The 13,135-nt window shown below is 71.1% G+C and carries 16 protein-coding genes and 1 pseudogene; 3 read left to right on the plus strand and 14 right to left on the minus strand.

Translation table 11 applies throughout. From position 1 onward, the window contains the following. On the plus strand, nt 1–267 hold a 267-nt coding region (locus B9H04_RS18855), incomplete at its 5' end, for a hypothetical protein (RefSeq protein WP_169714318.1). A 55-nt stretch (nt 268–322) separates the two neighbouring features. Here B9H04_RS18855 and B9H04_RS15925 read toward each other — a convergent pair. From B9H04_RS15925 to B9H04_RS15960, 9 genes are all read right to left on the minus strand, one after another. After that, nucleotides 323–526 (minus strand): helix-turn-helix transcriptional regulator, encoded by a 204-nt coding sequence (locus B9H04_RS15925; protein ID WP_049931877.1) that lies wholly within the window; start codon nt 524–526, stop codon nt 323–325. Continuing rightward, nucleotides 523–921, minus strand: a complete 399-nt coding sequence (locus B9H04_RS15930) for a hypothetical protein (protein ID WP_049931876.1) — start codon at nt 919–921, stop codon at nt 523–525. Before B9H04_RS15930 ends, B9H04_RS15925 begins: the two co-directional genes overlap by 4 nt. Continuing rightward, nucleotides 918–1,190: a hypothetical protein gene (locus tag B9H04_RS15935; RefSeq protein WP_211277050.1), complete on the minus strand. Its 273-nt coding sequence runs from the start codon at nt 1,188–1,190 to the stop codon at nt 918–920. The genes B9H04_RS15930 and B9H04_RS15935 overlap by 4 nt, the downstream gene beginning before the upstream one ends. 2 nt (nt 1,191–1,192) lie before the next feature. Continuing rightward, nucleotides 1,193–1,492 (minus strand): hypothetical protein, encoded by a 300-nt coding sequence (locus B9H04_RS15940; RefSeq protein WP_049931872.1) that lies wholly within the window; start codon nt 1,490–1,492, stop codon nt 1,193–1,195. Nucleotides 1,493–1,827: 335 nt separating this feature from the next. Next, complete coding sequence (locus B9H04_RS15945; protein ID WP_049931871.1) at nt 1,828–2,772, minus strand: ABC transporter substrate-binding protein; 945 nt, start codon at nt 2,770–2,772, stop codon at nt 1,828–1,830. Between the two features lie 291 nt (nt 2,773–3,063). Continuing rightward, the gene (locus B9H04_RS15950) at nt 3,064–3,330 is read right to left on the minus strand and encodes a hypothetical protein (protein WP_049931870.1); all 267 of its coding nucleotides are present in this window, start codon (nt 3,328–3,330) and stop codon (nt 3,064–3,066) included. Then, entirely contained in the window at nt 3,327–3,971 is a 645-nt protein-coding gene (locus B9H04_RS15955) for a class I SAM-dependent methyltransferase (protein ID WP_049931868.1), read from the minus strand. Before B9H04_RS15955 ends, B9H04_RS15950 begins: the two co-directional genes overlap by 4 nt. Nucleotides 3,972–4,118: 147 nt before the next feature. Then, nucleotides 4,119–4,295 carry a hypothetical protein gene (locus tag B9H04_RS18860; protein ID WP_169514833.1) on the minus strand — a complete coding sequence of 59 codons (177 nt, stop codon included), beginning with the start codon at nt 4,293–4,295 and terminating at the stop codon, nt 4,119–4,121. Between the two features lie 164 nt (nt 4,296–4,459). Further along, a complete protein-coding gene (locus B9H04_RS15960; protein WP_049931865.1) occupies nt 4,460–7,546 on the minus strand; it encodes an FAD-binding and (Fe-S)-binding domain-containing protein in 3,087 nt (1,028 codons plus the stop codon). A gap of 220 nt (nt 7,547–7,766) precedes the next feature. On the opposite strand from B9H04_RS15960, the gene B9H04_RS15965 reads away from it, so the two are divergent. Next, a complete protein-coding gene (locus B9H04_RS15965; RefSeq protein ID WP_049931864.1) occupies nt 7,767–8,135 on the plus strand; it encodes a VOC family protein in 369 nt (122 codons plus the stop codon). A 156-nt stretch (nt 8,136–8,291) separates the two neighbouring features. Here the strand turns inward: B9H04_RS15965 and B9H04_RS18340 are convergent, their stop codons facing one another. The 5 genes from B9H04_RS18340 to B9H04_RS15985 all read right to left on the minus strand — a co-directional run bounded on the left by B9H04_RS18340 (nt 8,292) and on the right by B9H04_RS15985 (nt 12,774). Beyond that, nucleotides 8,292–8,567, minus strand: a complete 276-nt coding sequence (locus B9H04_RS18340) for a hypothetical protein (protein ID WP_139835132.1) — start codon at nt 8,565–8,567, stop codon at nt 8,292–8,294. A gap of 67 nt (nt 8,568–8,634) precedes the next feature. Beyond that, a complete protein-coding gene (locus B9H04_RS15970) occupies nt 8,635–9,546 on the minus strand; it encodes an HpcH/HpaI aldolase/citrate lyase family protein (protein WP_049931863.1) in 912 nt (303 codons plus the stop codon). 101 nt (nt 9,547–9,647) lie between these two features. Next, the gene (locus B9H04_RS15975; RefSeq protein WP_049931862.1) at nt 9,648–10,688 is read right to left on the minus strand and encodes a zinc-dependent alcohol dehydrogenase family protein; all 1,041 of its coding nucleotides are present in this window, start codon (nt 10,686–10,688) and stop codon (nt 9,648–9,650) included. Nucleotides 10,689–10,762: 74 nt separating this feature from the next. Beyond that, entirely contained in the window at nt 10,763–11,791 is a 1,029-nt protein-coding gene (locus B9H04_RS15980) for a DUF4350 domain-containing protein (protein ID WP_049931861.1), read from the minus strand. Then, nucleotides 11,788–12,774 carry a S49 family peptidase gene (locus B9H04_RS15985; protein WP_049931860.1) on the minus strand — a complete coding sequence of 329 codons (987 nt, stop codon included), beginning with the start codon at nt 12,772–12,774 and terminating at the stop codon, nt 11,788–11,790. Before B9H04_RS15985 ends, B9H04_RS15980 begins: the two co-directional genes overlap by 4 nt. A gap of 235 nt (nt 12,775–13,009) precedes the next feature. Between B9H04_RS15985 and B9H04_RS15990 the strand changes: the two are divergent. Continuing rightward, a pseudogene (locus B9H04_RS15990) lies at nt 13,010–13,135 on the plus strand (alcohol dehydrogenase catalytic domain-containing protein); the annotation flags it as partial.

The following is a 13,135-nucleotide window of genomic DNA, read 5'->3' on the forward strand; positions in this document are numbered from 1 at the left end:
CTCCTGCGACGCGGTGACGACTACGTCTGGATCGTGCGGATGGACGACGCCGCGAACGCCTCCGATCTCGAAACGGCGCTGGAGTCCCACGTCGACGGGCTCGCGGCCGCCACCGATCCGATCGGCCGACCGTCGGACATCGCATACCGGGTCGTGCGGGTGGACGAGGAGACGCTGGGGCTCGTCGTCGGTGAGTCAACGACCGTCGAGAGCCTCCGTATTTCGGCTGAGGGCGAGGCGGTAAACGTCTCCACCGAGACCGCGTAGCCGCCGGCCTCGGCGGCGGTTCGGTTTCGAGCGCGCTCCTCGACCGTGCGTCGCCTCAGTTCGTATCGAGGGTCGGGTCGAAGAGCGTCTCGACCCGACAGTCGAAGTGTGCGGCGAGTTTGAACGCCAGTTCGAGCGAGGGGTCGTACCGCTCGCGCTCGATCGCGTTGATCGTCTGGCGGGACACGTCGACGGCGTCCGCGAGGTCGGCCTGGCTGAGACCGCGTTCCTCTCGGCGCTCCCTGACGCTGTTTTTCATCTGTATCGTAACCAGCCGTAGGTGAGCGCGAACAGTCCCGACTGGACCGCGATCGCCAGTAGCGCCCCGTCGAACGCCGGCGGCAGCGTGTACACGTCGATCTCCGAGAGGACCACCATCGTCGGCCAGAGCAGGATCATCCCCAAGGTGAAGACGGTCGCAGCGAGGGCTATCGCCCGGCGTTCGAGCGCGCGGTCGCGCTCGTCGAACAGGGGGACTGAGGTCCCCTGCCAGACCGCCAGAAAGCCAGCGAACCCCGCCCAGTACAGCGCGACTCCCACGACGGGGTACCCGACAGACTCGGCGGAAATAAACCCGAGGGTCCCGGCGAGGACGCTACCGCCCATCAGCCGGCGGTACCGGCGGATCCGGGCCTGTCTGGACGAGCCGCTCACGGCAGCAACCTCCGGACGCTCCAGTACAGGCCCTGTGCGGCGTCTCGGAGGGCCCCGGTCGGCGACAGCCCCGCGTCGGGGTCCGCGGCGGGCTCGAACTCGGTCCGGAGAGCGGACGCCGTGACGCGGCACACCGCTCCCGTGTGGACCCGACGACCGTCGGCGTCGCCGACCCGGAGGAGCGTCGGGCCGTCGGTGGCCCCGACGACGCGATAGACGTCGGGGTCGTGATCGCCGTCAGTGGGGCGGTAGTGTGCGCCGACGTCCACGGTCAGCACCCCTGTGACGCCACGGTCCCGTCGTGATCGACCAGCTGTGAGAGGAGGGCCGGCAGCGCGATCCAGCACGCGGCCGAGACGGCGAACGCGACCACGAGGCCGTCGATCGGCCCGACGGCGAGCCGGTCTTCGAAGTGGACGAGAGGGGTGATGGCGACGCCGCCCACGAGCAGCTGGAGGTACCAGGGCAGCGCCTCCAGCGTCGCGTGGTCGCCGGGCCGCCGTTCGATGGCGAATCCGGCCGCGAGCGCAGCCACGAACACGGCGATACTCGCGAGGAGTGCGGTGGCCATCAGCGCTCACCCCCGTCAACGGCGGTGGTTCCCTGTCGATGCGTTCGAGAGCGGAGAGCGTCGTTCATTGGTGGTTTCCGGTAAATCGGCGGCGTCGTAAAGAGCGCTTTACAGTAAAGCGTACTTTACACCTCAGTATTAAATGTGTTGGTCAGTCGGAACGAGCCGGAGAAAGAGGTCCTAAGCAGTCGATGGTCTCGACGAAACCGCCGTTCGGAAGGGCGGCACGCGCTCGCCGTTCCGCTCCGCTGACGACACCGCTCCGTGCTCAGCGAGCGGTCCCCGTCTGTCTCTGAGAACGGTGGCGGGGCGAGAACGCCGGACCGCAGTCGCCGTTATCCGCCGTCGGCGCGCACCGAAGGCGTCGCGGCCGCGTCGACGCGCGCGATCCGGTCGTGCGCAGCGGGCGGCGTCGCGGCGTGCTCGGGGTGGAGACACGCGAACAGCGCCTCCAGCGAGTCGACGAGCCGGTGGCTCGGGCGGTTGAACAGCCCGTTGCCGTCGACAGCGTAAGCGCGGTCGCGGCGGACCGCTGCGAGGTCGTCGAAGCCGGGCCGCGCCGCGAGGTCGCCGACCGCGTCGACGGCCCGGTCGCGGTCGAAGCCGCAGGGCGCGACGACGAGGGCCTCGGGGTCGACCTCGCGCACGTCGTCCCACGCCACCGGTTCCGAGGGGCCGTCCGGCTGGAACGCGGGGTCGCCGCCCGCGAGTTCGACCATGTCGCGAACCCAGTGGCCCGCGCGGATCGGCGGGTCGGTCCAGTCGAGGACGGCGACTCGGGGGCGGCCCTCGTCGGCGACTGCGCGCTCGGCGCGCTCGCGGACCGCGTCGACGCGATCGCGGAGGTCGCCCCGGAGCGCGCTCGCGGCGTCGGTCGCGTCGACCGCCTCGCCGATCCGCACCACGTCGTCGAGCGCGTCGGCGAAGGAGTGCGGGTCGCACGCGAGCACGTCGGGCGCGGGGTCGAGCCGCTCGGCGGCCGCGCGGACCTCGCTCGCGTCGACCGCGCAGACGTCGCAGGTCGCCTGCGTGACCAGCAGGTCGGGGTCGAGGGCCGCGAGCCGCTCCTCGTCGAGGTCGTAGACCGCGCCGTCGACCGCGCGCATCTGTTCGTCGATGTCGGCGGCCGAGCGGTCCGCGTGGTCGACGACCGTGCTCGTCAGCGTCGGTAACTCGCAGGCGGCGGGCGGGTGGTCACAGCTGTGAGAGACGCCGACCGGCTCGACGCCGAGCGCGAACAGCGTCTCCGTGGCGGAAGGCAGCAGTGAGGCGACGCGCATGCCCGAAAGAACGCGCTCGACGGGCAAAGGCGAGGGGGCCGGCCCGCGCTACCGGGCGGGGAGCCACGCGAGGAGGGGCCGCGAGACGACGTAGCCGGCGTACAGCAGCGTCGCGACCGCCAAGGCGGCTGAAGCCGTTGGAACCACCGCGCCGTCGGGGCGTCGAGCGTGTTTAGCAGCGTGACGGCGAGCAGGGTGCTCAGGAGGACGAACCGCGCGTCGCGCCGGTCCGTGCCCGGCCGTGGAACGGAGCTGGTGAAATGGTCGGTGGTTTCGCGGCCGACGCGACGCCTACTCCGTGACGGCCTCAGCGGTCACCGTCGCGTACGCGGCCGCGAGATCGCCGTTCGGCAGGGCGTCGAGCGCGGCCCCGCAGCCCCACCGGACGCGGTCGCGACGCTCGCCGGCCGGGAGCTTGTTCGTCGCTACCGTCTCGGCCGTGTCGAGGGCGGCCCGCGCAGTCGGCTCGTCGCCCTCGGCCGCCGCGGTCGACGCCGCGACGAGCAGCTGTTCGAGGCTCGCTCGCACGTCGTGAGGGACCTCGTCGGCGTCGGTCACGAGTTTGCTTCCCTGTCGGGTGTCTCGCCGAGCGTCGCGAGCGCGAACTCGGTACTGCTGCCGAGCGGGTCGGTCGCGGTCGGCGTCTCGACCTCGGTGAACCCCGCGGCGCGGAGCTGGTCGAGCGTGCGCTCGCGGCCAGGTGCGGAGAAGAACATCTCGCCGCCCATCCAGCCGCGCCGGACCGTCTCGAAGCGGCCGCCCGGCAGCGTCGTGAGGAGTCGCCCGCCGGGACGGAGGACGCGGGCGAACTCCGCGTACACCTCGGGGTGGCGCTCCCGCTCGACGTGAAACACCGCGTGGTACGCCGTGACCGCGTCGAAGCGGTCGGCCGCGAACGGGAGCGCCGACATCTCGCCGTGGACGAGCCGGGCCTCGGGGACGGTCTCTCGGGCGATGTCGAGCCCCCGGCGAGAGATGTCGATCCCGACGCTGCCCGGCGGGAGGTTCGCGAGCGTGCGCGCGCCGTCGCCGCAGCCGACGTCGAGGACGAGCGGGTCGCCGTCGCCGACCGCGGGGTCACTTGCCAGCGCGTCGAGCAGGTCGTCGATCAGCGCCGCGTCCGAGCCGTCGGGGTCGCGGCGGGCGGCGTACGTCTCGGCGACCTCGTCCCACGCGCGGCGCACCGCGTTGCGGTCCATACCGACGTGACGGGCGCGAGCGGCTTGATTTCGTCGGCGGTCGGGGCACGCTGGCGTCGGCGGTCGAGGCACGCCGGCGCCGCCGCTCGGCGTTCCGGGCGCGCGAAAAGATTGTCGGGGTTCGAGGCGGGGTCGTGCCCGACCGCGTCAGTCGTCGGCCGGGGCGCGCGGCTCCGCCGGGGGCTCGGGCTCCTCCGTCTCACCCGCCGGCTCGTCGACCGCGTCGGCGTCGGGGATCGCGTCGGGTTCCTCGTCCGCCTCCTCGGATCGGTGGCGTGCCCGGACCACCTCCCAGGTCATCGCCTCGTCGTAATGGTGGCACATGGCAACTATTGACAAGTCCTGTTCGCTCATAAGCGTTACGTCGGTTAAGCGGGGTGAGAGCCCGCAAAGCGTGGTGTCGACGGGACGGACAGATCGGCCCGGGCGCCGAACTGACGGTCGCGGACGCCGGGCCGATCGGCGGGGGCGTCGACCGTAACGCCGGCTCAGTCGTCGGCCGGGGACGGGGTCGTCGCGTCGGCGCCCGCGTCGGGCGCGGGCCCGGCGACCGCCTCGGCGACCTTCTCGATGGGGTGCGGCGGGGCCGCGGCCGCGGCGTCGCGGTCGCCGAGCTGTGACCGGCAGGAGGCCCCGGGGGCGGTCACCGTCTCGCCGTCGCTCTCGTCGACCTGATCGAAGAGGATCCGACCGATCGCCGCCGAGAGGTCGTAGTGTTCGGACTCGTAACCGAACGACCCCGCCATCCCGCAACAGGAGGAGTCAACCGGGTACACGTCGTAGCCGGCGCGCCGCAGCACGCCGACCGCGTGGTGGTCCTTGTTCGTCGCCTTCTGGTTACAGTGGCCGTGGTAGGTGAGCGACTCCGCGGGCGCGTCGAACGCCAGCCGCTCGTCCACGCGGCCGGCGTCGAGGTACTCCAGGACGCCGCATGCGGCGGCCGACACCGCTCTGACCTCGTCGCCGTCGAGCAGGTCGAGGTACTCGTCCTGAAACATCACCGCGTCCGAGGGTTCGACGAAGACGACCGACTGCCCGTCGCGGACGCGGGGCGCGAGCGCCGCGACGTTGGCCTCGGCGCGCTCGCGGGCCGCGTCGAGGAATCCCGTCGAGAACGCCGCGCGCCCCGAGGGCGCGAGGTCGTCCGGCACCTCGACGCGGACGCCGGCCGCCTCCAGCACCGAAACGGCGGCCTTGCCAGCGGCCGGGTAGCTGTAGTTGGTGTAGGTGTCGGGGAACAGCGCGACCGTGTCGGTCGCGTCGGCGGGGTCGACCGTCGAGCCCCCGCGCGCGTCGAACCACTCCTCGAAGCTCTCGGCGCGGAACGTCGGGAGCTCGCGGTCCGGGGCGATCCCCGCGACCGCGTCCATCACCTTGCGGGCGCCCGGGAGCTTCGTGGCCGCGTTCGAGAGCGGGGCGAGCGCGCTGCCGAGCGCGGAGAGGCGGTCGATGTCGCGGAAGATGCGCTCGCGGAGGCCCGCCCCCTCCCGCTCGTGGTGGTCGTGTTTCACCTCGGCCTTGAGCTTCGCGAGGTCGACCCCCGTGGGGCAGTCGCTCTTACACCCCTTACAGCCGACGCAGAGCCCGAGCACCTCCTCTTGGAACCGGTCGGAGTGGATCTCGTCGTCGTCGAGCTCCCCGCTGATCGCGGCCCGCAGCATGTTCGCCCGGCCGCGGGTCGACTGGACCTCCTCCTCGGAGGCGCGGTAGGTCGGACACATCACGCCGGAGTCGGTCTCTCGGCAGGTGCCGCAGCCGTTACACAGCTCGACGAGGTGCGAGAGCCCGCCCTCGTCGGAGAAGTCCAGCTCGGTCTGCGGCTCGATCGACTCGTAGGCGGGGCCGTACCGGAGGTTCTCGCGCATGTCCGTCTCGGCGGCGGTGTCGGGATAGTCCCGCTCGGCCGCGGTGTCGCCGTCGACGTAGACGACCTTCCCGGGATTCATCCGCCACTCGGGGTCGAACGTCGACTTGAGTTCCTGGAACGCCGCCCACAGCGCTTCGCCGTACATCTTCGGGTTGAACTCGGTGCGCGCGAGCCCGTCGCCGTGTTCGCCCGAGAAGGCGCCGTGGTGTTCCAAGACGAGGTCGGTGACGTCCTCGGAGATGGAGTGCATCTTCTCGACGCCTTCCTCCTCCTTCAGCGAGAGGATGGGCCGGATGTGGAGCGTCCCGCTCCCGGCGTGGGCGAAGTACGCCGCCGAGGTGTCATGATCCGCGAGGACCGACTCGAACTGCCCGACGTACTCCGCGAGCTCTTCGGGCGGGACCGTGGCGTCCTCGATGAACGGGTACGGCTTCGGGTCGCCCCGCATGCTCATCAGGAGCGGGATGGCGGCCTTCCGGAGCTTCCAGAGGTCTTCTTGGGCCTCGGGGGCGTACGCCTCCAGTACGTCGAACGCGTCGCCCTCGGCGACGAAGTGCGCCGTCGTGTCGGCGATCCCGTCCGCGAAGTCGTCGACCAGCTCCGAGTCCCACTCCAGCATGAGCGCCGCGGCCGCGCGCTCCGGGATCGGCTCCGCGTACTGCGCGAACTCCTGTGACCCGGCCGCCAGCGAGAACACCTCGTCGTCCATCAGCTCGACCGCGCTCACGGGGAACTCCAGCGCCTCCGGGACCGCCTTCATCGCGTCGACCAGCGAGTCGAAGGCGTACAGCGCGAGCGCCGTCTCCTCGGGTCGCGTGACGAGCGACACCTCCGCCTCGACGATGGTCCCGAGCGTCCCCTCCGCGCCGACGAACAGCTTCGAGAGGTTGATCACCCGCTCGCCGTCGTCGTTCTCGTAGATCACCTTGTGGAGGTTGTACCCGGAGACGGAGCGCTTGAGGTTCGGGTACTTCTCGTCGATCGCGGCCTCGTTCGCCTCGACGAGCGCGCGGGTCGTCTCGTACAGCGCCGCCTCCCGGTCGTCCCGTTCGACGATCGCCTCGTACTCCGGCGAGTCGAGGACGACCTCGCGGGTCTCGATCAGCGACCCGTCGGCGAGCACGACTTTCAGCTCCTCCGTGTACGCGTCGGTGATCCCGTACCGGACCGAGTGCGCGCCGGTGGAGTTGTTGCCGATGCCGCCGACGACCGTCGCCCGCGCCGAGGAGGCCGGATCCGGCGCGAACTTCAGCCCGTCCTCCGCCAGCCGGTCGTCGAGTCGGTCCTGAACGACCCCGGGCTGGACCACCGCCCTCCGGTCGTCCGGGCGCACCTCGACGATCCCGTCCATGTGCGTCGAGAAGTCGAGGACGACACAGCCCGGACCGACGCTCTGCCCGGCCAGCGAGGAGCCGGCCCCCCGCGGGATGACGGGGACGCCGTGGTCGGCCGCGACCGCCATCGCCGCCCGCACGTCGTCGATCGAGCGGGGGACGACGACGCCGGCGGGCCGGGCCTGATAGACGCTCCCGTCCGTGGCGTACAGCACCTGCGCGTACTCGTCGAACTGGACCTCGCCCGTCACGCGCTCGCGGAGGTCCGCCGCGAGCGCCCGATACGCGGGCACGTCCGGCCGATCGTGGCCGAGCGCGGCCGCCGACGTGTCCGGGGCAGGTGTGTCACCGCCCCTCGTGGGCTCGCTTGCCATGATAACGACCGGGGGAGAACAGAGAATAAAACCTTTGTTCATGATAGTTTCGGCGGGGAGCGGGGTCCGACGTCGGCCCCGTGTCGTCGCTCCGGGGCGCAGTCGCTCTCGTCGCGTGTTGCCTCGCTGCGTCCGTCCGCGGCGTCCCTTCGCCGTGTCTACCCGAGGCGTCCTCCGGCTTGCCGTCCGGATTTATGCCGTCGCCGCGACAGCACGACGCATGGAGATTCTCCACACGTGTCTCAACGTGGCGGACGCCGACCGCGCCGCGGACTGGTACGTCGAGCAGCTCGGGTTCGAACGCGCTTGGGAGTTCACGACCGCCGACGGCGACACGCGCAACGTGTACGTCGCCGGCGACGGCGGCGTCGAGTTCCAGCTGTCTGACACGGACGGCGCGGCGCCGAGCGCGGACGGCGACCGCTACGACCACGTCGCCGTCGGCGTCGACGACGTGGACGCCGCGTTCGAGACGATTGACCACCACGGCGTCGTGAAGGAGCCGGGCGACCAGCCGGAAGCGGGGGCCCGGACCGCCTTCGTGAAGGACCCGGACGGCCACGTCGTCGAGCTGATCGAGCCTCTGTGAGCGGTCGGGCACCGAAGGCGGCGGTGCGTCCGGACCGGACGACGCGCGTACTTCGGCGGTCACCACCCGTCGTCGTCATCGCCGGGCCACACGTCCACGTCGATGTCGTCGAAGAACGCGGACGGTCCTCGACGACCGCCCAGACCAGCACCGTGATCAGCGCGAGAACGAAGAGGCGGCCGAACCGCCCCGCGTCCTCCGTTCCGAGGGCGTGGCCGAACGGCACCGCGTAGCCCACCCACACCAGCAGCCAGCCCCATCGCCCGTTCGCCTCCGTCCCGTGGCGCGGAGCGCCACGTACCCGAGCCCGGCGACGGCGACCGTCACCGGGAGTCCCGGGAGCGAGGAGAGCCGAAAGAGCCAGAACGCCGCGACGAACGTCGGCACCGCGACGACGTGGTGAACGAGCGCTCCCCACCTGCCGTCACCCATACTATTAGCGTGGCTCCGAATAGCAAAAAAAGCGGACGCCAGAACAGGGAGTGCGGCGCGCGACTCCTTACAGGATCCCGGCGGCCTCGGCCGTCTCGACGATGTCTTGGGCCATCTTGTTGGTCGCCTCGTCGACCATCTGGCCGTCGACGCTCACGGCGCCTTTGCCCTCCTCCATCGCCTCAGCGTAGGCGTCGACGATGCGCTTGGCGCGCTCTGCGGTCTCCGGGTCGGGCGCGAACACGTCGTTGCCGATCTCGATCTGCGATGGGTGGATCGCCCACTTGCCGTCGCAGCCGATCATGTTGGCGCGCTCGGCGGACTGCCGGAACCCGTCGGCGTCCTCGATGTCGGCGTACGGGCCGTCGAGACACGGCAGGCCGGCCGACTTCGCCGCCGAGTTACACTCGGAGAGCGCGTGGTGCCAGTAGTGGCCGGGGTACTCTGGGAACTGGCCGATGTCGAGCCCGGGCGTGCCCATCGCCGCGGAGTAGTCTCCCGGCCCAAAGATGATCGAGGAGAGCCGGTCGGAGGCGTGCGCGATATCGTGGACGTTGTGGATCCCCTCGCCGTCCTCGATCTGGGGCTCGAGGCCGATGGCGCCGACCTCCAGCCCGTTGTTCACCTCGACCTGCCGGAGCAGGTTCTCGACGGTGTGAATGTCGCTGGCGGACTTCACCTTGGGGATGATGATGTCGTCGATGGACTCGCCCGCGGCGCCGACGACGGTGATCACGTCGTCGTACCACCACTCCGTGTCGATCCCGTTCATCCGGAAGCTGAGGACCTTATCGCTCCAGTCCTCCTCGCGGGCCGCCTCGATGAGGGGCTCGCGGGCGTCCGGCTTGGCGTTGGGGGCCACGGAGTCCTCGAGGTCGAGGAACACCTCGTCGGCGTCGCTGTCGGCGGCTGAGTGCATCATCTTCTCGTCGCTCGCCGGGGTCGCGAGCTGCGTCCGGCGAAGGGTAACGTCCGTCATCTGTGTCGAATCTATCACGCTCGTCCATGAAAATAAAGCTACCTTACGCGGGGTATTTTCGCCGGGTCGAAAACGAGTTAACGGCCGCCGAGCCGCGGTCGCTACGGCTTGACCAGCACCTTGATCGCCTCGCGCTCGTCCATCAGCCGGTACCCCTCGGCGACGCCGTCGAGGTCGACCGTCTCGGTGAAGATCGGCGCGGGGTCGAGCGTTCCCTGTAGCACGTCGGCCATCAGCTCCTCGGCGTATGCGCGGACCGGGGCGACTCCGCCCGCGAGCGTGACGTTCTGTCCGAACATCCCGAACACGTCGAGCCCCTCCTCCTCGACGCCGTAGGGGACGCCGACGTACCCGATCGTGCCGCCGGGACGGACGGCGTCGATCGCGGTGTTCATCGCGCTCGCGGCGCCGACGCACTCCATCACGTGGTTCGGCCCGCCGTAGGTGAGCTCTCGGATCCGCTCGACCGCGGCCTCACCGCGCTCGGAGACGGTCTCGGTAGCGCCGAACTCCTCGGCGAGTTCGAGCCGGTCCTCGTGGTGGCCGACGGCGACAATGCGCTCCGCGCCGAGCCGACGCGCCGCGAGGACGCCGCAGAGCCCGACCGCGCCGTCGCCGATGACGGCCACGGTCGACCCCGCCTCGACGCCCGCGCTGACCGCAGCGTGGTGGCCGGTGCCCATCACGTCGGTGAGCGGGAGCAGCGAGCGGAGCGTGTCCTCGTCGTCGGCGTAGCGGTCGGGCACGCGCACGAGCGTCCCGTCGGCGTGGGTCGACCGGACGTACTCGCCCTGTCCGCCGCCGTTGTCGCCGCCCCAGGAGTCGCCGTTCTCGCAGGAGGTGTGGAGCCCCTTCCGGCAGAACTCGCACTCGCCGCAGGAGATCGCGAACGGCGCGAGCACCCGGTCGCCGGGCTCGACCGATGTGACGGCCTCTCCGACCGCCTCGACGATCCCCATCGGCTCGTGGCCGACCGGGGAGCCGGGGTCGCGCTCGCTGTCGCCGCGGTAGAACCAGAGGTCGGAGCCGCAGACCGCGGTGTGGGTCACGCGGACGATCGCGTCCGTCGGCGCCTCGATCTCGGGCCGGGGTCGCTCTTCCACGCCGATGTCGCCGGGACCGTTGAAGACGGCTGCTCGCATACAGTTCGCTTCCGGCGCGGGCGGCAAAAATGAGAGGGTGACGGAAGTCGCTCGGGCGCGGACCGACCGACCGATCAGCCAGCGGTGCCGTTCGTCGGCGGCTGGCCGGGCCCCGGCTGCGTCGGGCCCGTGGATCCGCCGTCGCCGGGCGGCGTCCGGTCGTTCGTCACGAGGAAGTCCGCGAGGTTACCGATCAGCGCGTCGTTGTCGGCGCGCCTGGCGTTGTCCGGCGACAGGAAGTCGCTGTCGCCGATCATGACGACCTCGTCGTTGCGGACTAACAGCGGCGCGTCCGTGGGCGCGCGCGTCGTCGAGAGCTCGCTGCCCTCGATCGGGCGCAGCACGTCGGCGCCGCCGGCCGGCGTCCCGACGGGCGTCGCCGACGGGAACACCGCGCGGTCGACGCCCTCGGTCAGCGACGCGTCGCCGGTCGCCTCGGCGTACACGCGCTGGTAGTTCAGGTCGTTCTCTTCCATGTTGTACACGTACCCACTCTCGGTCGTGACGTCGAGCGTCGCGTCGAGAGACGCCGCGCCCGGCTGCGAGTACGCCGCGTCGGGCTCGGTGGCGAGCACGACGTGACCGCCGGACTCGACGAACGACTCGATCGCGTCGAGCTCGTCCGGCTCGTAGTCGGTCCGGAACGTCACGAACGCGTCGGCCTCGGCGAGCCGCTCGCCGAGCTGGGTCGTCTCCTCGGCGCCGGGCCGCACGGGCCGTCGCTGCTGGTCCGGATCGGGGACGTACACGCCCACCTCGTGACCGTTCTCGATGAGCGCGTTCGCGAGCGGCCGGATGTCCCGGTCGGCGACGCCGCCGCCGCCGAGCCCGATGAGGCTGAAGGGGAGCACCGGACGGGCGGTGGCCGGTTCGACGCCGGGGTCGACGAGGACGGTCTGGGAGCCGGCCGAGGCGTCCATCTCGACCGTCGCCTGCCCGGGCGTGTCGTTCGCGATCAGGTCTGGGTTCTGGTAGTGGTCGTTCTGGATCGCCGGTGCGGGCGCGGCGCCGTCGGCGGTCACGTAGCCGGCGATCGCGGCGCCGCCGGTGACCGCCGCGAGGGTCACGACGAACGCGGCCGCGAGGGGGGCGACGCGGGTCACGCGCCAACACCTCCGCTGAGCCGCGCCGTCTCGTTCCCCGGCGTCCCGCGCTCGGTCGAAGCCGCGCCGCCGGTCCGCACGTCGGTCTCGGAGAACCGCTCGATCGTGTCGACGTGCGGGACGGCGGGCGTGTACACGTACGTCGAGGGCATCGGCTTCACGTCGGCGTACCCGGGGTCGTTCGCGTGGATCGCGACGATCCCGGTGTCGGTCCGGACGAGGAAGGGGATGCCGAACTCCTGTCCGGTCTCGCGGGTGTCGACCGTGTACTCGCCGAGTTCCTCCTCGGTCGCAGCCGCGTGAATCGCCTCGTTGAGCGAGCCGATCTCATCGGCGAAGCCGTTCTGAACGGCCTCGGTACCGAGGTAGGTGTCGGCCTTCGCGACCTCCTCGCGGGGCATCTCGAACTCGTCGCTACGCTCGGCCATCATCGCGTTGATGAACGTGTCCGCGAGCGTCTGTTGTTCGGCCCACGCCTGCGTCGGGTTGCTTCCGGCCTTGTCGGGGCCGCTCGGTCCGAGCGCGGTCGACGACGCTCGGGGCGCGGGAGCGTTCAGGCCGATGCTGCCGACCGTCGAGGTCGGGAGCACGTAGATCTCGTCCGCGGGCGCCATCGCGTAGTAGCCGCCCGAGGCGCTGATCGACTGGACGCTCGCGATGACGGTCATGTCATCGCTCGTCCGCTGGACCGCCTTGTACATCCGCTCGGAGGCGACGGGCGCGCCGCCGGGCGTGTCCAGCTTGAGGACGACCGCGCCGACGGACTCGTTGGCGCGGATGTCCGCTAGTTCGCTCTCAACGTCGTCGGCGAGGGCCGTGTTGACGGGCCCCTCTATCTCGACGACGGCGACGGTATCACTCGGTTCGTTTGTCGCCGCGTACACGCTCGGAGCGAGCACGGCGCCGACCAGAGCCGCGGCCAGCACGACGACAGCCACCTGCTGTCGCGACGTGAGGGCCGTGGAGGGCTTGTCTGCTGACATCGCCGTCCTATACGATCGGCAACTGTATGATAAAAACAACGACTCCGGGACGACGACGCCGCGAGCGACGGGGGCGAGACGGGTGGGCAAACCCGTCGCGAGGCCGGGAAGCGATCGCGCCCGTCGCCTACGGCTCCAAGACGACTCGGAACCGCGCCTCGTTGTCGGCCATCCGGTCGTACGCCGCGGCGACATCGTCGAGCGCGACCCCGGCTCCCCGCTCGGCCACGAGCCGATGGGGATCGTCGAGGCGGTCGCGGAGGCCGGCGCATCGGTCGAGCCCGGCGCCCGGGTGCTCGCCCCGTTCGCGACCCCCTGCGGCGCGTGCGCGTTCTGCCCCACGCGGCCCCACACCTCCTGC

The sequence above is a fragment of the Halorubrum ezzemoulense DSM 17463 genome (genome assembly GCF_002114285.1).
In the GTDB taxonomy this organism is placed as follows: Archaea; Halobacteriota; Halobacteria; order Halobacteriales; family Haloferacaceae; genus Halorubrum; species Halorubrum ezzemoulense.